This window comes from Pelagibius sp., from assembly GCF_965227505.1.
In the GTDB taxonomy this organism is placed as follows: domain Bacteria; phylum Pseudomonadota; class Alphaproteobacteria; order Kiloniellales; family Kiloniellaceae; genus Pelagibius.
Window position 1 is genome coordinate 3,059,853 of record NZ_OZ245757.1, and the last position, 19,315, is coordinate 3,079,167.

Genomic DNA, 19,315 nt, shown 5'->3' on the forward strand with positions numbered 1-19,315 from the left:
AGGCGAAGTCAACGCTTTGCCAGTATGGTTATTTATTATTTTCGTATTGAATAATTGTTGATTCTCTTTCCAGGAATTTTTATATAGGCCACAGCAATGTGGAGGAGTTCAAGAGGTCAATGTCTGAGCAAGCGAAGCAAAGCGAATTGCTTTCCTTGACGACGAACATCGTCGCCGCGCACGTCTCCAATAACTCGGTTGCGGTTACCGACCTGCCGATGATCATCCGTGACGTCTACGAGACGCTGTCGAACGTCGGGACCGCGCGGGAGCGTGAACCGGAGCGGCCATCCCCGGCCGTGCCGATCAAAAAGTCGGTGACGCCGGACCACATCGTCTGCCTCGAAGACGGCAAGAAACTGAAGATGCTGAAGCGGCATCTGAAGACCGCCTACGACATGTCGCCGGAGGACTACCGCGAGCGCTGGGGCTTGCCGGCTGACTATCCCATGGTGGCGCCCAATTACGCCAAGCAGCGCAGCAAGCTGGCCAAGCAGATCGGTCTGGGCACCCGCGCGCGCCGGAAGTAGCTGCCATGGCCGTGGCGGTTCGGCTTCGCTGCGGATGTGGCGCTGTCGGCTGCCGAGGCGGCCGCCCCAATTGGAGATCTCTATGAAAAGAGACGCCTCCGCCTATTAGGTGGGTGGCGTCTCTTCCGTTATACTGATTGGTTAGGGACAGGCATCGGGTGCGCAGGTCTTGGTAGTTTGCGGCCCTTGCAGAGATTGGCAAAGGGAACGGCCGCCCCATCGAACGAGGGGATGTGGCCGGCGATGGTTGGGGAAAGTATGCCGGATCGCTTAGAGAAGCTTTGCATCGAGAAGGGCCTCAAGATGACCGATCAGCGGCGCGTGATCGCACGTGTGCTGTCGGAATCCACCGATCATCCGGACGTGGAGATGGTTTATCAGCGCGCGGTGGAACGCGATCCGCGGATTTCCATCGCTACGGTCTACCGCACGGTCAAACTGTTCGAAGAGGCGAGTATTCTGGAGCGCCATGATTTTGGCGACGGTAGGGCGCGCTACGAAGAACGTCCGGACGAACACCATGACCATCTGATCGATGTAAAGACGGGCGAGGTGGTCGAATTCACCAACGAAGAGATCGAACGCCTGCAGAATGAGGTCGCCAAGGCCCTTGGTTACCGGCTGGTCGATCACCGGCTTGAACTCTATGGCGTGCGCCTGAACAACGAAGACGACAACGGCGCCTCGAAATCTTCCGAATCCAAAGACTGACGGCGCCGGCGACGGCCTGATCGGACGACGCGGGCGGATGAGTCTTTGCCAGGGTTAACGCATAGTTGTATGGGTGTCGCATGAGCCTCGCGGAATCAAAATCGGATCGCCCGGTTGACGTGGTCGCCGGCAATCTGCGCATCCGCTTGGCCGAAGACCCGGCGGAAGTCCGCGCGGCCCAGGCTTTGCGCTACCGCATCTTCTATGAGCAGATGACGGCGCAGCCGACGCCGGAGATGCGCGCTGCCCGGCGCGATTTCGATTCCTTCGACGAGTTCTGCGACCATCTGCTGGTGTTCGACGAGGAGCGCGGCTCCGGCCCGGAGTCGGTGGTCGGGACCTATCGGGTGATGCGCCGCGAGGGCGCGACCCGGCGCGGACAGTTCTACTCGGTCGACGAGTACGACATCGCGGCGATCGAGGCCTATCCCGGCGAGATCCTGGAACTCGGGCGGTCCTGCGTGGATCCCACCTGCCGCACTGGTGCAGCCATGCAACTGCTCTGGCGCGGCATTGCGGAGTATGTCTTCTACTACAACATCAGCATCATGTTCGGCTGCGCCAGCCTGCCGGGAACCGACCCGCAGCAGCTGAAACTGCCGCTCTCCTATCTCTACCATCACCATCTGGCACCGCCGGCGCTGCGGGCCAGGGCGGTCGACGGCCGGCGGGTGGCCATGGATCTGCTGCCCATCGACGAGGTCGAGATTTCCGCGGCGCGGCAGGCGCTGCCGCCGCTGATCAAGGGGTATCTGCGGCTCGGCGGCTTCGTCGGCGACGGCGCGGTGGTGGACCATGACTTCGGAACCACCGATGTCTGCATCGTCGTGAAGACCGACTGGGTGACAGAGAAGTACCTGCGCCACTACAAGCGCGACGAGGCCGGCTCTGCCGCCGGCGCCCTGGCACAGGGCGCGTCGCCCGGCACGGCGCGGGGGCCCAGGCGCGCTCCCTAGTTCCATGACCGCCCCGAACTTCGGCTCGCCGATGACCGCCGTCGGTCGCATGCTGGCCTACTTCACCTTTACCGCCGCTGTTATGCCCGTGCAGTGGCTTGCTGTGGGCCTGCGCTGGCGGCTGCGCAAGACGCTGCCGCACTGGTACCATCGCCACGCCTGCCGGGTGCTGGGTATTCGGATCGAGGCGCGCGGCGCGATTTCCCAGGCTCATCCGACACTCTTCGTCGCCAATCACGTCTCCTACCTCGATGTCGAGGTCCTGGGCGCCCTCGCCAAGGTTTCCTTCGTCGCCAAGGCAGAGGTTGCCACCTGGCCGTTTTTCTCCTGGCTCGCCAGGCTGCAGGAGACCGTCTTTGTCGAGCGCCGCGCCCAACGCACCGCCGAGCACCGCGACGAAATCGCCCAGCGGTTGGAGGACGGTGACGATCTGGTCCTCTTCGCCGAAGGCACCTCCGGCGACGGCAACGGCGTTCTGCCTTTCAAGAGCGCCCTCCTGTCGGTGGCCGAGCGGCGTCCGCGGGGGGAGGCCCTGACCGTGCAGCCGGTTTCCATCAGCTACACGAGACTCGACGGCGTGCCCCTGGGGCGCTATCTAAGGCCGTTTTTCGCCTGGTATGGCGACATGGACCTGGGGCCCCATCTCTGGCACGCGCTCAGTCTTGGCTACGTCACGGTGGTCGTGGAGTTCCACGAGGCGGTGACGATCGAGCGCTTCGGCTCGCGAAAGGCGCTCTGCGACCATTGCCATGCCGTGGTCTCGGGCGGTGTCGCCTCGGCGCTTTCCGGGCGTCCGCAGCAGCCCGCGGCCCTTCTGGAGGCGGGATGAGGGTGGATCCGGGCCGCTTTGGCGGGGTTCGCGGCGGCGAAATATGATACAATTGAGGGGACTATCGGCTTGGGCCGCGCCTTGTGACCGGTGCGGACGGTCCGCAAGGCCGGGCCGCAGGGCCGGGCCAGATACAGGACGAGTGTGACGCAGAACCGCAAAAAACGCCTCTTCATCAAGACCTACGGCTGTCAGATGAACGTCTACGATTCCACAAGGATGGCAGACGTCCTGGCGCCGCTCGGCTATGCCCCGGTCGACAGCCCGCGCGGCGCCGACATGGTGATCCTCAATACCTGCCACATCCGCGAGAAAGCCTCGGAAAAGGTGTTCTCCGAACTGGGCCGTTTGCGCGTTTTCAAGGAAGAGCGCCGCGCCGAGGGGGGCGAGATGGTGCTGGCGGTCGCCGGCTGCGTGGCCCAGGCGGAAGGCGAAGAGATTCTGCGCCGCGCACCTCAGGTGGATCTCGTCTTCGGCCCGCAGACCTACCATCGCCTGCCGGAGATGGTGGCGCGCGCGGCGCGTGCCGGCGGTTATCTGGATACAGACTTTCCCGTCGAGTCGAAGTTCGATCACCTGCCGGAGGAGAGCGCCGAGCCGGGGGCGGCGGCCTTTCTGTCGATCCAGGAGGGCTGCGACAAGTTCTGCAGCTTCTGCGTCGTCCCCTACACCCGCGGCGCCGAGTTCTCGCGTCCGGTTGCGGCGGTGCTGGCGGAGGCGCGGCGCCTCGCCGCGGCCGGCGCGCAGGAGATCACCCTCCTGGGCCAGAACGTCAACGCCTACCACGGCGAGGCCGGGGACGGTGCGACCTGGGGCCTTGGCCGGCTGCTGCGGGCGGTGGCGGAGATCGAGGGCATCACCCGCCTGCGCTACACCACCTCGCACCCGCGCGACATGGACGAGGCCCTGATCGCCGCCCATGCCGAAGAGCCCAAGGTCATGCCCTACCTGCATCTGCCGGTGCAGTCGGGCTCCGACCGGGTTCTCGCCGCCATGAACCGTCAGCACAGCGCCGATGACTACCTGCGCATCGTCGAGCGGCTGCGGCGCGCGCGGCCCGACATCGCGCTGTCGTCGGATTTCATCGTCGGCTTTCCCGGCGAAACCGATGCCGACTTTGCCGCAACCCTGCGCCTGGTCACCGAGGTCGGCTACGCCCAGGCCTATTCCTTCAAGTACAGCCCGCGCCCGGGCACACCGGCGGCGGTCGAGGCCGACCAGGTTCCCGAGGAGGTCAAGACCGAACGCCTGGCGGCGCTGCAGCAGCTTCTCGGCGCCCAGGCCACGGCCTTCAACCGGGCCTGCGTCGGCAGGACGCTTCCGGTGCTGCTGGAACGTCCGGGACGCAAGGCCGGCCAGCTGGTCGGCCGCAGTCCGTACATGCAGGCGGTCCACGTGCCCGTTTCTCCCGTTGGGCTGCAGCGCTTGACCGGTGCCCTGCTCGATGTCGTGATCGATGGGGCCACCGCCAATTCGCTGTCCGGCCGCCTGGCAATGGCCGAGGACCGCCGGCCTTCCGAAGCCGTCGCCGCCGCGGTCGACTCTTTGGCAGAAGGCCCCGCACAAGCCCCCGCACAAGCCCCGACAAGCGCAAGGATCTCAGCTTGAGCTCAGACAGTCTCAGCGGCGCGGCCGAGGGCCGCAAGGGTGAGCCGATCTTCCTGCAGTTCGATGACAACAGTCTTCTGCCGCTGCTCTATGGCGAGCACGATCAGAACCTGCTGCGCATCGAACAACAGCTTGGCGTCAGCCTCGCCTCGCGCGGCAACCGCCTGGCGATCACCGGCCCCGCGGACTCGGTGGAAGCGGCCAATGCGGCGCTCACGGCGCTTTACGAACGTCTGCGCAAGGGCCTCGACGTCGGCGATGGCGAGGTCGATGCGGTGATTCGCATGGCCGTCCAGGCGCCCGATCACGAGAGCGGGCACCATGCCGCGGCGGCGGTGCACTCCGACGAACTCGCCATCGCGACCCGCAAGCGGCGCCTGACGCCGCGGTCGCCGGGACAGAAGGCCTACGTTCAGGCGCTGCGCAGTCACGAGATGGTTTTCGGCATCGGCCCCGCCGGCACCGGCAAGACCTACCTGGCGGCGGCGATGGCCGTGTCGATGCTGATCGAAGGCGCGGTCGAACGGATTATTCTCTCGCGTCCGGCCGTCGAAGCCGGCGAACGGCTCGGCTTTCTGCCGGGCGATCTGACCGAGAAGGTCGACCCCTACCTGCGGCCGCTCTATGACGCGCTGTACGACATGCTGCCGGCGACCCAGGTCGCCAGCCGCCTGTCGAACGGCGAAATCGAAGTGGCGCCGCTGGCCTTCATGCGGGGCCGGACCCTGTCGAACGCCTTCATCATTCTCGACGAAGCGCAGAACACCACGCCGGTGCAGATGAAGATGGCGCTGACGCGGCTGGGGGAGAACAGCCGCATGGTGGTGACCGGCGATCTCTCGCAGATCGATCTCCCCAAGGGGGCCCCTTCCGGGCTGCGGGAAGCCGCCGGTATTCTGGCCGATATGGACGGCGTCGCTTTCGTCCAGTTCACCGCCGCCGATGTCGTGCGTCACTCTCTGGTGACCCGTATTGTGCGCGCCTATGCCGCTTACGATGCCGGCAGATCCGGGGAAGGAGATCTTTTCGGTCCGCAGCGATAGGAATGGCCCTCCCCGGGACCCTGTCTGGGGCCCCGGGATCAGGGGCTGACGCCGCCGGACCGATGGCCGAGACAATGAACGAAACATCTGGCAAGGACGCATCTGGGAACGCTTCAACCGGAACGGGCCGGCTGGAGATTGCCATCATCGTCCAGGACGAGGCGTGGAAAGAGCATATCGCCGGACTGGAGGCGATAGCCCGGCGGTCGATCGAGGCGGGACTGCAGGGCGCGGCGCGGCGCGATCCCGGGAATACGGCTGGCGGTCGGCTTGAAGTGAGTCTGGTCTTCGCCGACGACGACGCTGTCGCCGCGCTGAACAAGGGCTACCGCGGGCGCGAAGGCCCGACCAACGTTCTGTCTTTTCCGAACATGGACGGGGATCCGAAGATGGAGGGGGAGGCCCTGCCGGCGCGGGACTCAGCAGGCGCGCCGCCGCGCCTGCTGGGCGATATCGTGCTGGCCCGTGAAACGGTGCTGCGCGAAGCCGCGGAGCAGCGCAAGAGCGTCGCCGATCACAGCACGCACCTGCTCGTGCACGGCTTCCTGCACCTGCTCGGCTACGACCACACCACCGACGCGGAAGCCGACGCCATGGAGTCCCTGGAGGTGGCCGTGCTGGCCGGCCTGGGGGTGGCGGACCCCTACACCCCCGCGGACCCCCGGGCGCCGTCGCCGGACGGGCCGGGCGGGGGCCCGGCGGGTCAGGACGTCCCCGGTCACTCTGTCTCTGGCGGCGGGAGCTGAGCCATGGCCGAACCTTCCAGCAACGGACGAAGTCCCCGGGGCAACGGCCAGAACGGCATAGGGCTGTGGCAACGTCTGCGCGGTCTGGTGAAGTCGCGGCAGAGCGAAGCCCAGCTGCGCGAGACCCTGGAAGAGATCATCGACGAGATCAAGGAGGTCGAGGGGGAAGAGGAGGTTGCCGCGCCGATCAGCAGCGACGAGCGGGTCATGCTCTCCAACATCCTGCGGCTGCGCCACCTCACCGCCTATGACGTCATGGTGCCGCGGGCCGACATCGTCGCGGTCGATCTCGACACGCCCATCGAGGCGCTCATCGATGTGATGAGCGAGGCCGGCCACTCGCGCCTGCCGGTCTACCGCGAGACCCTGGACGAGGTGGTCGGCATCGTCCACATCAAGGACGTGCTGACCTACATGAAGGGCGAGCGTACCTTCGATCTGGTCGACCTCGTGCGCCGCATTCTCGTCGTCGCACCCTCCATGCGGGTGCTCGACCTGCTGCTGGAGATGCGCCTGTCGCGCGTACACATGGCGCTGGTGGTCGACGAGTTCGGCGGCATCGACGGGCTGGTGACCATCGAAGATCTGGTCGAAGAGATCGTCGGCGAAATCGAAGACGAGCACGACGTCGCCGAGGGCCCGAAGCTGATCGAACGCGCGGACGGCAGCCTGCTTGCCGACGCCCGGGCCACCATCGAGGAATTTGAGGCCAAGGTCGGCCCGGTGCTCTCCGACGCGGAGCGCGAGGAAGACATCGACACCCTGGGCGGACTGCTGTTCTCCCTCTCCGGGCGCGTGCCGGGGCGCGGCGAACTGGTGGAGCACGAAAGCAGCGGCGTCAGCTTCGAGGTTCTGGAGGCCGACCCGCGCCGGGTGAAGCGCCTGCGCGTTCACAACGTCGCCGACCGTCTGGCCCGTCACGGCGATGACGACTGAGACCGGCGCGCGCGGCCGGCGCGGCGAAGCCCGGCCCTGGCCGCGCCGTCTGGCCGCGCTGAGCGGATGGCGCCGGCTGGGGCTTGCCGCCCTGTTCGGCGGGCTCGCGTCTCTGGCGATGCCGCCGCTCTACCTTCTGCCGCTGCTGGTACCTGCCTTCGTCGGCGCCTTCTGGCTTTTGGACGGCGTATCCAAGGGGCGCCAGGCGGCGCTGCTGGGCTGGGCCTTCGGGACCGGTCACTTCGCGGTCGGCCTCTACTGGGTGGGCCATGCCTTTCTGGTGGACGCGGAGCGCTTCGGCTTTGCCATGCCCTTTGCCGTGGGTGGTCTCGCCGCGGGCCTGGCCCTGTTTCCCGCCCTGGCGTTCTGGATCACAGCCCGCAGCGGGCTGAAGGGGGCCGCCCGTGTCCTCTGCTTTGCCACCGCCTGGCTGCTGGGCGAAGGTCTGCGCAGCTGGGTGCTGACGGGGTTTCCCTGGAACCTGATGGGCTCGGTCTGGGCCTTCTCGGCAGAGGCGATCCAGCTCTCCGCAGTGGGCGGCGTCTGGCTGCTCAGCCTGATGACGGTAACCGCAGCGACAGCGCCGGCGCTGCTCGCCGAACGGCAGGGGCGCCGCCGGCGGATCTGGGGCTTTGTCGCCGTCGCGCTGCTGCTGCCCGCCCTCTCCTGGGGGTACGGTGCCTGGCGCCTGGCCGGCGCGCCGGCGGCGGGGACGGACAAGGTCGAGGAGGTGCGGCTGCGCCTGGTGCAGCCCAGCATTCCCCAGCACCTGAAATGGCGCCGCGATCTGCGCCCCGAACATGTGCGCAACCAGATGCGCATGTCCCTGGCTCCGGGCTTCGAGGACCGCACCCACATCATCTGGGCCGAGACCGCGATTCCCTATCTGCTGTCTGCCGAGCCGGTTCTGCAGCGCGAACTCGCCGCCGTGGTGCCGCCCGGCGGCTTCCTGATCGCCGGCGCGCTCCGGGTCGAAGCGGACAAGCCCGAAGGGCAGATCTGGAATTCCCTCTACGCACTCGACGACGGCGGTCGGATCGCCGCGACCTTCGACAAGGTGCATCTGGTGCCTTTTGGCGAGTACACGCCGCTGCGCGACCTGCTCGGCCTCGCGAAGCTGACCGCAGGCAGCCGGGACTTTTCGCCCGGCACCGGTCTGAAGACCATCGACCTGCCCGGACTGCCCGCCTTCAGCCCGCTGATCTGCTACGAGATCATTTTTCCGGGCAAGGTCACCGCCCCGGAGGCGAAAGCCGGCGAAGCTGCCGGCAAGGTCTCGCCGCGCTGGCTCTTGAATGTGACCAATGATGCCTGGTTCGGCGACTCCAGCGGTCCTCATCAACACTTCGCCTCTGCACGAATGCGCGCAGTCGAAGAAGGAATACCTCTCATTCGTGTGGCCAATAACGGTATTTCGGCAGTCGTGGACTCTTACGGTCGAATTCTCGATCAAATTAATCTCAATGATCGAGGTATTATTGACACAGAACTACCCGAGGCTGCTAAAGCTCGAACCATTTATTCCCATGCGGGTAATTGGCTCTACTTGGTAGAATTGTTTCTATCTACTTGTGTTATATTTGTGTTGCGGCGTTTCGTCTAACCGACTAAGACATAGAGCACTTGACGAATCAACCGGCTGTTGGCATACAGGCGTATGCCTAAAGTCCTACGGTTCTGTTGATTCCTGAAACTAAGGTAAGGTGCGAATGGCGCGACAGGGTGCGGCGCTGGGTGACCGCCGGACAGGCGGGCCAAATCCGGTCGATGTGCATGTGGGGGGTCGGGTTCGTCTTCGGCGAACGCTCCTCGGCATGAGTCAGGAAAAGCTCGGTGAAGCGATCGGGCTGACGTTCCAGCAGGTCCAAAAATACGAGCGCGGGGCGAACCGTGTGGGCGCAAGCCGTCTGTTCGACTTGTCGCGCGTTCTCGACGTGCCGGTGGGCTTCTTCTTTGACGAGATGCCCAGCGACGTCGCCGCGAGCTCGCCGGCGCAAAGGCCCGGTGTGACCCAGCCGCCCGAACAGGAACTCGATCCTCTTGTGAAGCGCGAGACCCTGGAACTGGTACGGGCCTACTACAAGATCGAAGATCCCAGTGTGCGCAAGCGTCTCTTTGAGATGACCAAAGCCCTGGCCGCAGCAGCCAGCAAGGACCCTGCGCGCGAAGACGACTGACGTTCTGTCGGGCGGCCTGTCATGCAGCCTGTCAGGCGGCGCAATCACCACGCTCTTTGCTTTCACCATGCCGTGCAGCGGGCGCGGCGCTGCCGCCATGCTTCAGCTTGGCCTCTTGCAATTGCCTTACGGCATCGTTATTCCCAGCGGGCTGAAATGGTCTTAAGGCCGCAACGAGCGGGAGCAATATACGGTGCGCAACGGCAGCTATCTCTTCACCAGCGAGTCGGTTTCGGAAGGTCACCCGGACAAGGTCTGCGACCGGATCTCCGACGCCATCGTCGACACCTTTCTGACTCACGATCCGCATTCTCGCGTTGCCGTTGAAACGCTGTCCACGACAAACCGCGTTGTTCTTGCCGGGGAGGTGCGCGGACCGGCGGCGGTGACCGGCGATCTGATCGAGCAGGTCGCCCGCCACGCGGTCAAGGAAATCGGTTACGAACAGGACGGCTTCCATTGGGAGCGCATGACGGTGGAGAACTTCATCCACGAACAGTCGGCCGATATCGCCCAGGGCGTCGATGCCGCCGGCAACAAGGACGAGGGCGCCGGCGACCAGGGCATCATGTTCGGCTACGCCTGTCGTGAAACCGAAGAACTCATGCCCGCTCCGATCTACCTCTCCCACAACATTCTGCGATCCCTGGCCGAGGCGCGCCATTCGGGCGCGGAGCCCGGCCTGCTTCCGGACGCCAAGAGCCAGGTCACCTTGGAGTACGTGGAAGGCAAACCGGTGCGCGCCACCTCCGTGGTGGTGTCCACCCAGCACAGCGAAGACCTGGATCAGGACCAGGTGCGCGAGATCGTCCGCCCCCACGTCGTCAACGTGCTTCCGGAAGGCTGGATGTGCGCGGAGGAGGATTTCTACGTCAATCCCACCGGCCGCTTCGTGATCGGCGGACCGGACGGCGATGCGGGCCTGACCGGCCGCAAGATCATCGTCGACACCTACGGCGGCGCGGCCCCGCACGGCGGCGGCGCCTTTTCGGGCAAGGATCCCACCAAGGTCGACCGCTCGGCGGCTTACGCCGCGCGCTATCTGGCCAAGAACGTGGTGGCCGCCGACCTCGCCGAGCGCTGCGTGATCCAGCTCTCCTACGCCATCGGCGTTTCCAAACCGCTGTCAGTCTATGTCGACGGCCAGGGTACGGCCAAGGTTGACGAGGCGAAGCTTTCCAAGGCGCTGCAGGACCTGATGGATCTTTCGCCGCGCGGCATCCGCGAGCATCTCTCGCTGTCGCGCCCGATCTATGCCCGGACCGCCGCTTACGGCCACTTCGGGCGCGCGCCCGATGCCGACGGCGGCTTTTCCTGGGAGCGCACCGACCTCGTCGAACCGCTGCGCGGTGCCCTCGGCCTTTAGGGCTCTTCGCGGGCGTCCGCCGCTGCGGATCTGACGCCGTCGAGGGGGCGGGCGATGTCGCGGGACGGACAGCGGCGCAATCTCTATGGCCGCCGTCAGGGGCGTCCTCTGCGCGCCGGGCGCCGGGCGCTTCTCGAAGCGCGCCTGCCGGCGCTGCAGATCGCGCTTCCCGATCCGCCGGGCCGGTTGCCTGCCGAGGCCCTTTTCGACCCCTTGCCGGACCGCTTGTTTCTGGAGGTCGGCTTCGGCGGCGGCGAGCACCTGGCCTGGCAGATGGCGCGGCACCCGGATGCCGGCTTTGTCGCAGCCGAATACTTCATCACCGGCGTCGCCAGCCTGCTCGATCAACTGCCGGCGGAGCCGCCGCCGCGTCTGAAGCTGTACATCGGCGATGCGCGGGACCTTATGGAGTGCCTGCCGGATGCGCTGTTCGACAAGATTTTCATCCTGTTTCCCGATCCCTGGCCCAAGCGCCGCCATCACAAGCGCCGTCTCATCCAGACGCCGACGGTCGACCTGCTGGTCCGTCTCCTGAAAGACGGTGGCGAGCTGCGCTTCGCCAGCGACGATCCGGGATATCTGGCCTGGGCGCTGCAGCGGCTGACCGCCCACCCGGCGCTGCGGTGGCAGGTCAGGGGCCCGGCGGACTGGCGTTACCGCCCGGACGACTGGCCGGCCACCCGTTACGAGCAGAAGGCCGTCGCGGCGGGGCGCCGTCCGGCCTTTCTGCGCTTCCGCCGAAAGCCCCGCCAGTCGGTGCCGACCGACCCCTAAAGCGGTCGGCCGTCAGGCGGCCGCAGGGCGGAGAAATGCCTTGCGGGCTGCGGGTTCCGGGCGTAAAGTCCGGCTCTGTCAAAGTGGCGGTACCGGAGTAACAGGGATCGTCGGGCTACCGAGCGGTGGGCCTCTGGCCCGCCCTTTTTTGTTCGAGCATCACGTCGATGGGAGAGTGGGCAGTGCCCCAGGCCTTGGAACCGGCCTCCTCTGGGCTGGCCAAGACCAGCGAAGGCAAGGCTGCAGAGGTCGAAGCCCTGATCGCCCCTGCGTTGCAGGCGATGGGCTACGACATCGTGCGGGTTCTGCTGTCCGGCGGCGAGCGTCTGCGTCTGCAGATCATGGCTGAACGCCAGACCGACGGCGGCATGAACGTCGACGACTGTGCCGAGGTGAGCCGCGCTGTGGCGGCGATCCTGGACGTCGAGGACCCGATCGAGTCGGCCTACACCCTCGAGGTGAGTTCTCCGGGGATCGACCGGCCGCTCACGCGGCTGGCGGATTTCGACCGTTTTGCCGGCTTTGAGGGCCGGGTGGAGATGGTCAATCCGATCGACGGGCGCCGGCGCTTCTCCGGCCGTCTGCTGGGAACCCGCGGCGAATCCGTGGTGCTGGACTGCGAGGAGGGCGAGGTGGCCTTGCCCTTTGCCGCCCTGCACAAGGCGAAGCTGGTGCTGACCGACGAGCTGATCGCGGCCAGCCGGCAGCCCGCGCATCCGGATATGCCGATAGACAGCCCGGCGGCCGGTGAGGCCGTGGCGAAAGAGAACTAGCGACAGCGCGGCCCGCTTGCGGGCGCGCCGCTGTCTGACGACAAGACATCTTGGGATTGAGAAACGCGATGGATACCAGCGCTCTTGCACGAACCGAGCTTCTTCAGGTCGCCGATGCCGTGGCCCGCGAGAAGTCTATCGAGCGGGACGAAGTTCTTGAGGCGATGGAGCAAGCCATCTCCAAAGCGGGCCGGGCCAAGTACGGTCACGAGCATGACATCCGCGCCGAAATCGACCGCAAATCCGGCGAGGTCCGCCTGCGCCGCTACCGCGAAGTGACCGACGAGGTCGAGAACGAGTTCACGCAGATCCTGACCAAGGACGCCCAGGCGCGCCAGGACGGTGTCGGCCCCGGCGACTTCATCATCGAGGAGCTGCCGCCGATCGATCTCGGGCGCATCGCCGCGCAGACCGCCAAGCAGGTCATCGTCCAGAAGGTCCGCGAAGCCGAGCGCAAGCGCCAGTACGACGAGTACCAGGACCGTGTCGGCGAGGTGGTGAACGGCATCGTCAAGCGCAACGAGTTCGGAAACGTGACCATCGACCTCGGCCGCGCCGAGGCGCTGATGCGCCGCGACGAGACGCTGCCGCGGGAATCCTTCCGTACCGGCGACCGGGTGCGCGGCTACATCTACGACGTGCGCGAAGAGCAGCGCGGCCCGCAGATCTTCGTATCGCGCAGCCATCCGCAATTCATGGCCAAGCTCTTCGCCCAGGAAGTGCCTGAAATCTATGACGGGATCATCGAACTGAAGGCCGTGGCCCGCGATCCCGGCAGCCGCGCCAAGATCGCCGTGATTTCCTACGATTCCTCCATCGATCCGGTGGGCGCCTGCGTGGGCATGCGCGGCAGCCGGGTGCAGGCGGTGGTCAGCGAGCTCCAGGGCGAGAAGATCGACATCATCCCCTGGTCGGAGGACACGGCGACCTTCGTGGTCAACGCCCTGGCTCCGGCGGAGGTGAGCAAGGTGGTGCTGGACGAGGACCAGGGCCGCATCGAAGTGGTGGTCCCCGACGATCAGCTGTCTCTGGCGATCGGCCGGCGCGGCCAGAACGTTCGCCTGGCCTCGATCCTCACCGGCTGGGACATCGACATCATGACCGAAGAGACGGAATCGCGCCGCCGCCAGGACGAGTTCCGCGCCCGCTCCCAGATGTTCATCGACGCCCTTGATGTCGACGACGTGATTGCCCACCTCTTGGTGGCCGAGGGCTTCACCGCCCTGGAGCAGGTGGCCTTCGTGCCGGTCGAGGAACTGGCGCAGATCGAGGGTTTCGACGAGGAAGTGGCCGAAGAGCTGCGCGCCCGGGCCCGCTCCTATCTCGAGGAAATGGACCGCGTCAACGAGGAGCGCCGGCGCGAGCTGGGCGTCACCGACGAGCTGACCGAGCTGGAGGGCCTGTCGCCCTCGCTGCTGGTGACCCTGGGCGAGTTGGGCGTGCTGACCCTGGACGACCTCGCCGACCTCTCGGCCGACGAGCTGCGCTTCGCCTCTTCGAGCCTGAGGGGCGAGACCACCCTCGAAGGGATGAACAGCCTGTCCGAAAAGGAGGTCGAGGAGGTGCTGGCCGGCAGCCCCATGACCCAGGACCAGGCCAACGGCATCATCATGGCTGCCCGTGCCCACTGGTTCGAGGACGAGGAGGGCGCCCCGGAAGACGCACCAGGGGCCGCCGAGGCGGAGAGTCAGCCAGAGAGCCAGGCAGAGAGCCAGGCAGAGAATCAGCCGGAAAGCTAAGCGGCTGAAGGGTTTAAGCGAAGGAGGCATGTTGGCAACGACCGCCGAAAGCAAGCACAGCCGCCGCCCTGCGGGCGGCGCGGGCGCCACCGCCAAGGCGCCGCGGCAGCCGCTGCGGCGTTGTCTGGCCAGTGGTGCCGTCCTGCCCAAGGCGGAGCTGCTGCGCTTTGCGGTCGATCCCGACGGTCAGGTCGTTCCGGATCTCGCCGAGCGTCTGCCCGGCAGGGGTTTGTGGTTGCAGCCGCGCCGCGATATGATGGAAAAGGCGTGCAAAAAGAACCTTTTTGCCAGGGCGGCGAAAAGGCAGCTTCGTGTGCCTTCCGATCTTGTCGAGCAAGTCGAGCTCTTGGCCCTGCGGCGGTGTCTCGATCAGCTTGGGCTGGCGCGGCGGGCAGGTTCTGTCGTGGTCGGCTATGAGAAGGTCAAGGCGGCGCTGAAGGCGGACCGGGTCGGGCTGCTGCTGCAAGCCGAAGACGGCGCGGCGGACGGAACCGACAAGCTGCGTGCGCTGGCGCAGGCGGTGGGTCGAGGAACGGTTGTCCAGTCGTTCTGCGACGCCTCGGCTTTGGGGGCTGCCCTGGGCAGGTCCGCAGCGGTCCATGTGGGCGTGATGCGGGGCCGCTTCGCGGCGGCACTGGAGAGGGATGTGGGGCGCCTTGCGGGTCTGCGGGGCGGTCAGGATCAAGGAAACGGGGTTGGGCGCCCGACCGAAGGTGAGCGCTAGAGGACATGACGACAAGCAAGGAAAGCGAAGCCAAGAGGCCGTTGAAGCTGAACCGGCCGGGCAAGCTGCAGCTGAAGAAGACGGTTGAGACGGGCCAGGTACGCCAGAGCTTCAGCCATGGCCGGAGCAAGGCGGTCACCGTTGAGGTGAAACGCAGCCGCACCTTCGAGCGCGGTTCGTCAGGCCGCATGAAAGAGGTGACCGAAACCGGCAAGGAAGCGGAAAAAGCCCTGACCGAGGCCGCGGCTGCCGCTCCGGTCGAGACGGTCGAGGAAAAGCCGAGCAGCAAGCATCACCTCTCCGCCGAGGAGCGGGCGAGCCGCGCGCGGGCCTTGGAGATTGCCAAGGAGGAAGAGGCGAGCCGGCGCGAGCGCGAGGCCGAGGAGGCGGAGCGCCGGGCCGAGCAGGCCAAGCTGGCCGCTGCCGAACGGGAGCGCCGCGAGGCCGAGGAAGAAGCCGAGCGCGCCAAGGCGGCCGAAGAGGCGAAACGCCAGGCTGAGGAAGAAGCCGAACGCGCGGCCCAGCAGGCTTCGGCCGCCGCGCCGGCGGAACCGGCAGCGGCGCCGGCCGCAACCCCGGCTGCCAAGCCGGCGGCCAAGGCCAAAACGGGCGAGAGCGACGACGCCGCCGGCCGCGTCAAGCGCAAACCCGCAGCCCCGCCCAAGGCGACGCCGGGACGTCGCGGCGAACAGCGCCGCCGCTCCGGCAAGCTGACCATCAGCCAGGCCCTGGACGGACAGGAGACGCGCCAGCGCTCCCTCGCCTCGGTCAAGCGTCAGCGCGAAAAGCAGCTGCGCGCCAGTGCCGGCCATCAGCCGCACCAGCCGCCGCAGAAGGTCATCCGCGAGGTCGTGGTGCCGGAAATCATCACGGTGCAGGAACTGGCCAACCGCATGGCCGCGCGGGGCGCCGACGTGGTGAAAGCCTTGATGAAGCTGGGGGTCATGGCGACCATCACCCAGTCCATCGATGCCGACACGGCGGAGCTGGTGGTCGAGGAGTTCGGCCACAAGATCAAGCGCGTCTCCGCCTCCGACGTTGAAATCGGCATGCGCGGCGCCGACGACGACCCCACGGCGCTCCAGGCGCGGCCGCCGGTGGTCACCGTCATGGGCCACGTCGACCACGGCAAGACGTCCCTGCTGGATGCGCTGCGCGCGACCGACGTCGTTTCCGGCGAGGCCGGCGGCATCACCCAGCATATCGGCGCCTATCAGGTGCGGCTTGCCTCCGGCGATCGGATCACCTTCATCGACACGCCGGGCCACGCGGCCTTCACCGAGATGCGCTCGCGCGGGGCCAATGTCACCGACATCGTGATCCTGGTGGTCGCCGCCGACGACGGCATCAAGGAGCAGACGGTCGAGGCGATCAACCACGCCAAGGCTGCCGAGGTTCCGATCATCGTGGCGATCAACAAGATCGACAAACCCGGTGCCGACTCCTCGCGGGTGAAGCAGGAACTGCTGCAGCACGAGCTCATCGTCGAAGACATGGGCGGCGACATCCTGGCCATCGAGGTCTCCGCGACGGAGAGAACCAACCTCGACAAGCTGGAGGAAGCCATCCTGCTGCAGGCCGAGCTTCTGGAACTGAAGGCCAACCCCGACCGCGTCGCCGAAGGCGTGGTGGTCGAAGCCAAGCTGGAGCGTGGCCGCGGCTCGGTCGCCACCGTTCTGGTGCAGCGCGGCACCCTGCAGGTCGGCGATATCTTCGTCGCCGGCAGCGAATGGGGCCGGGTGCGCGCCCTGGTGAACGATCGCGGCGAACAGGTCAAGGATGCCGGGCCGGCGGTTCCCGTGGAGGTGCTGGGCCTGAACGGCACGCCCTTTGCCGGCGATGACTTCACGGTCATGGAGAACGAGGGGCGGGCCCGCGAAATCGCCGAGTACCGCCAGCGGACCCGGCGCGAGAGCGAGATCACCGCATCGGGCCGCGGCACCCTGGAACAGATGATGAGCCGCATCAAGGAGGGCGAGGCCAGCGAGCTGCCGGTCGTCGTCAAGTCCGACGTGCACGGCTCGATGGAAGCCATCGTCAGCAGCTTCGAGAAGCTGGGCAACGAAGAGGTCAAGGTGCGCGTGCTGCACAGCGGCGTCGGCGGCATCAACGAGTCCGACGTCACCCTGGCCGGCGCGACCGGCGCCATCATCGTCGCCTTCAACGTGCGCGCCAACCCGCAGGCCCGCGAACTGGCCCGCCGGGACTCCGTCGATATCCGCTACTATTCCATCATCTACGACGTGGTGGACGACGTGAGGGCGGCGCTCAGCGGCCTGCTGGCGCCCAAGCAGCAGGAACAGTTCCTGGGCTACGCCGAGATCCGCCAGGTGTTTTCCAACTCCAAGGTCGGCAAGGTGGCGGGCTGCATGATCACCGAAGGCCAGGTCAAGCGTGGCGCCAAGGTGCGGCTGCTGCGCGACAACGTGGTGATCCACGACGGCACGCTGAAGACGCTGCGGCGCTTCAAGGATGAGGTGCGGGAAGTGAAGGAAGGCTATGAGTGCGGTATGGCCTTCGAGAACTACACCGACATCCAGGTGAACGATCAGATCGAGTGCTACGAGATCCAAGAGGTGGCCCGCGCCCTTTAGCGTTTGCGCCGCCCCCCGGTGCTAGGACCGGGGGCGGCGGCCCGCTGCGGGCGAAGAGCCGGTAAAGGCCATGGCTGCACAGCGACACCAATCCAGGCGCGGCCGCGCTCAATCATCGGGCCAGCGCGCCCCCAGCCAGCGCCAGCTGCGGGTCGGCGAGGAGCTGCGCCACGCGCTGTCGCGCATTCTGGCGCGGGGCGACCTGCACGACCCGGTGCTGAGCGATCTCAGCCTGACCGTGACCGAGGTGCGGATCAGCCCCGATCTGAAGAACGCCACGGCCTTCGTCGTCCCGCTCGGCGGCGGCGACAGCGCCGAGGCCCTCGCAGCGCTCAACCGCGCCAGCGCCTTTTTGCGCGGCCAGTTGGGGCGCGAGGTTCATCTGCGGCACATGCCGCGGCTGTCCTTCCAGGCCGACAGCAGCTTCGACGAAGCGCAGAAGATCAACGCCCTGCTGCACAATCCGCGGGTTTCCCGCGACGTCGGCCAGGATACCAATGGCCCGGAGAGCACTAACCCGGATAGCAGCGGCCCGGATAGCAGCGCTCCGGACAACGGCGATGAGGACGATGGCCGCTAAGGGGCAGGCCCAGGCGGTCAACGGCTGGTTGGTGGTCGACAAGCCGCTGGGCATCACCTCGACCCAGGTTGTGGGCCGTGTGCGGCGCATCCTCAGGCCGCGCAAGGTCGGCCACGGCGGCACCCTGGACCCGCTGGCCACGGGTCTGCTGCCCATTGCAATGGGCGAGGCGACCAAGACGGTCTCTTATGTCATGGATGGACGAAAGTCCTATCGCTTCACCCTGCGCTGGGGCCAGGCGACGGAGACCGACGACGCCGAGGGGGCGGTGATCGAAGAGTCCGACCGGCGTCCGGAGATTGCGGCGATCGAGGCCGTTCTGCCCGATTTCACCGGCGAGATCGAGCAGATCCCGCCGCTCTATTCGGCCATCAAGGTGGGGGGTCGGCGCGCCTACGACCTGGCCCGCGCCCAGGCGGACTTTGAGCTGAAGGCCCGCACGGTGACGGTGTACAAGCTGACCCTGAAGGAGCTGCCCGATCGCGACCACGCCGTGTTCGAGGTGGTCTGCGGCAAGGGCACCTACATGCGCTCGCTTGCCCGCGACCTGGGGCGCGCCACCGGCACCGTCGCCCATATCACCGACCTCCGGCGATTAACCGTAGGTCCGTTTACCGAAGACGACGCGATTTCGCTGGAATCTTTGGAATCCATGGGGCATAGTCCCGCCGCCTTGGAGCAGGTGCTCCCGGTTGAGACCGCGCTGGACGACATCCCGGCGCTGGCCTTGTCCGAAACCGAGGCGAACCGCCTGCGCTGCGGGCAGGCCGTGTCCATGGTGGCACGCGCCCACCGCGACCGCATTCGTGACCTCAGGAACGGAGCCATCGTCTTCGCCACCTCTGGCGGCAAGCCGGTGGCCCTGGCCCGTTACGAAGCCGGCGGCATTCATCCGGTTCGGGTTTTGAATCTTTAGAGTTACGGAGACAGACGATGTCGATCACTGCCGAGCGCAAGACCGCGCTGATCGAAGAGTATGGGACCCACACGGGCGACACCGGGTCGCCGGAAGTTCAGGTTGCGATCCTCACCGAGCGTATCGTGAACCTGACCGACCATCTGAAGACCCACAAAAAGGACTTCCACTCGCGTCGCGGCCTGCTGGTCATGGTCGGCCAGCGCCGGCGCCTGCTGGACTACGTTAAGGCCAAGGACAAGGCGCGTTACGAGGGCCTGATCCAACGCCTGGGCCTGCGCCGCTAAGGCGGGCCCATCATGACCGCGTTCCG

The 19,315-nt window shown here is 66.6% G+C and carries 19 protein-coding genes; all 19 read left to right on the forward strand.

Going from position 1 to position 19,315, the window contains the following annotated elements; genetic code table 11:
• Positions 1 to 119: 119 nt before the first annotated feature.
• The 19 genes from ACO06P_RS14615 to rpsO all read left to right on the forward strand — a co-directional run bounded on the left by ACO06P_RS14615 (position 120) and on the right by rpsO (position 19,289).
• Positions 120 to 530: a MucR family transcriptional regulator gene (locus ACO06P_RS14615; protein ID WP_299397664.1), complete on the forward strand. Its 411-nt coding sequence runs from the start codon at positions 120 to 122 to the stop codon at positions 528 to 530.
• Between the two features lie 258 nt (positions 531 to 788).
• Positions 789 to 1,241 carry a Fur family transcriptional regulator gene (locus ACO06P_RS14620; RefSeq protein WP_420345969.1) on the forward strand — a complete coding sequence of 151 codons (453 nt, stop codon included), beginning with the start codon at positions 789 to 791 and terminating at the stop codon, positions 1,239 to 1,241.
• Positions 1,242 to 1,321: 80 nt separating this feature from the next.
• Positions 1,322 to 2,197, forward strand: coding sequence for a GNAT family N-acetyltransferase (locus ACO06P_RS14625; protein ID WP_420345970.1), 876 nt, complete (start codon positions 1,322 to 1,324; stop codon positions 2,195 to 2,197).
• A gap of 4 nt (positions 2,198 to 2,201) precedes the next feature.
• Entirely contained in the window at positions 2,202 to 3,026 is an 825-nt protein-coding gene (locus tag ACO06P_RS14630; RefSeq protein ID WP_420345971.1) for a lysophospholipid acyltransferase family protein, read from the forward strand.
• 195 nt (positions 3,027 to 3,221) lie between these two features.
• Positions 3,222 to 4,634: a tRNA (N6-isopentenyl adenosine(37)-C2)-methylthiotransferase MiaB gene (miaB, locus tag ACO06P_RS14635; protein WP_420349644.1), complete on the forward strand. Its 1,413-nt coding sequence runs from the start codon at positions 3,222 to 3,224 to the stop codon at positions 4,632 to 4,634.
• Complete coding sequence (locus ACO06P_RS14640) at positions 4,631 to 5,677, forward strand: PhoH family protein (protein WP_420345972.1); 1,047 nt, start codon at positions 4,631 to 4,633, stop codon at positions 5,675 to 5,677. The genes miaB and ACO06P_RS14640 overlap by 4 nt, the downstream gene beginning before the upstream one ends.
• A 74-nt stretch (positions 5,678 to 5,751) precedes the next feature.
• Positions 5,752 to 6,423, forward strand: a complete 672-nt coding sequence (gene ybeY, locus ACO06P_RS14645) for an rRNA maturation RNase YbeY (protein ID WP_420345973.1) — start codon at positions 5,752 to 5,754, stop codon at positions 6,421 to 6,423.
• A 3-nt stretch (positions 6,424 to 6,426) separates the two neighbouring features.
• On the forward strand, positions 6,427 to 7,359 hold the full coding sequence (locus tag ACO06P_RS14650; protein WP_420345974.1) for a hemolysin family protein: 933 nt from the start codon (positions 6,427 to 6,429) through the stop codon (positions 7,357 to 7,359).
• Positions 7,349 to 8,962 carry an apolipoprotein N-acyltransferase gene (gene lnt / locus ACO06P_RS14655; RefSeq protein ID WP_420345975.1) on the forward strand — a complete coding sequence of 538 codons (1,614 nt, stop codon included), beginning with the start codon at positions 7,349 to 7,351 and terminating at the stop codon, positions 8,960 to 8,962. The genes ACO06P_RS14650 and lnt overlap by 11 nt, the downstream gene beginning before the upstream one ends.
• 106 nt (positions 8,963 to 9,068) lie before the next feature.
• Positions 9,069 to 9,536 carry a helix-turn-helix domain-containing protein gene (locus ACO06P_RS14660; protein WP_420345976.1) on the forward strand — a complete coding sequence of 156 codons (468 nt, stop codon included), beginning with the start codon at positions 9,069 to 9,071 and terminating at the stop codon, positions 9,534 to 9,536.
• Positions 9,537 to 9,729: 193 nt separating this feature from the next.
• Positions 9,730 to 10,902 carry a methionine adenosyltransferase gene (gene metK, locus ACO06P_RS14665; RefSeq protein ID WP_420345977.1) on the forward strand — a complete coding sequence of 391 codons (1,173 nt, stop codon included), beginning with the start codon at positions 9,730 to 9,732 and terminating at the stop codon, positions 10,900 to 10,902.
• A gap of 54 nt (positions 10,903 to 10,956) precedes the next feature.
• On the forward strand, positions 10,957 to 11,676 hold the full coding sequence (gene trmB, locus ACO06P_RS14670) for a tRNA (guanine(46)-N(7))-methyltransferase TrmB (RefSeq protein ID WP_420345978.1): 720 nt from the start codon (positions 10,957 to 10,959) through the stop codon (positions 11,674 to 11,676).
• Positions 11,677 to 11,957: 281 nt separating this feature from the next.
• Positions 11,958 to 12,449, forward strand: coding sequence for a ribosome maturation factor RimP (rimP, locus tag ACO06P_RS14675; RefSeq protein ID WP_421938203.1), 492 nt, complete (start codon positions 11,958 to 11,960; stop codon positions 12,447 to 12,449).
• Between the two features lie 68 nt (positions 12,450 to 12,517).
• Positions 12,518 to 14,188, forward strand: coding sequence for a transcription termination factor NusA (gene nusA / locus ACO06P_RS14680; RefSeq protein ID WP_420345980.1), 1,671 nt, complete (start codon positions 12,518 to 12,520; stop codon positions 14,186 to 14,188).
• A gap of 28 nt (positions 14,189 to 14,216) precedes the next feature.
• Entirely contained in the window at positions 14,217 to 14,912 is a 696-nt protein-coding gene (locus tag ACO06P_RS14685; protein WP_420345981.1) for an RNA-binding protein, read from the forward strand.
• Between the two features lie 5 nt (positions 14,913 to 14,917).
• Positions 14,918 to 17,506: a translation initiation factor IF-2 gene (gene infB, locus ACO06P_RS14690; protein ID WP_420345982.1), complete on the forward strand. Its 2,589-nt coding sequence runs from the start codon at positions 14,918 to 14,920 to the stop codon at positions 17,504 to 17,506.
• A 70-nt stretch (positions 17,507 to 17,576) separates the two neighbouring features.
• Positions 17,577 to 18,086: a 30S ribosome-binding factor RbfA gene (gene rbfA, locus ACO06P_RS14695; protein ID WP_420345983.1), complete on the forward strand. Its 510-nt coding sequence runs from the start codon at positions 17,577 to 17,579 to the stop codon at positions 18,084 to 18,086.
• Positions 18,076 to 19,002 (forward strand): tRNA pseudouridine(55) synthase TruB, encoded by a 927-nt coding sequence (gene truB, locus ACO06P_RS14700; RefSeq protein ID WP_420345984.1) that lies wholly within the window; start codon positions 18,076 to 18,078, stop codon positions 19,000 to 19,002. Before rbfA ends, truB begins: the two co-directional genes overlap by 11 nt.
• Positions 19,003 to 19,019: 17 nt before the next feature.
• On the forward strand, positions 19,020 to 19,289 hold the full coding sequence (gene rpsO / locus ACO06P_RS14705) for a 30S ribosomal protein S15 (RefSeq protein WP_420345985.1): 270 nt from the start codon (positions 19,020 to 19,022) through the stop codon (positions 19,287 to 19,289).
• The last annotated feature ends 26 nt before the right edge of the window (positions 19,290 to 19,315 follow it).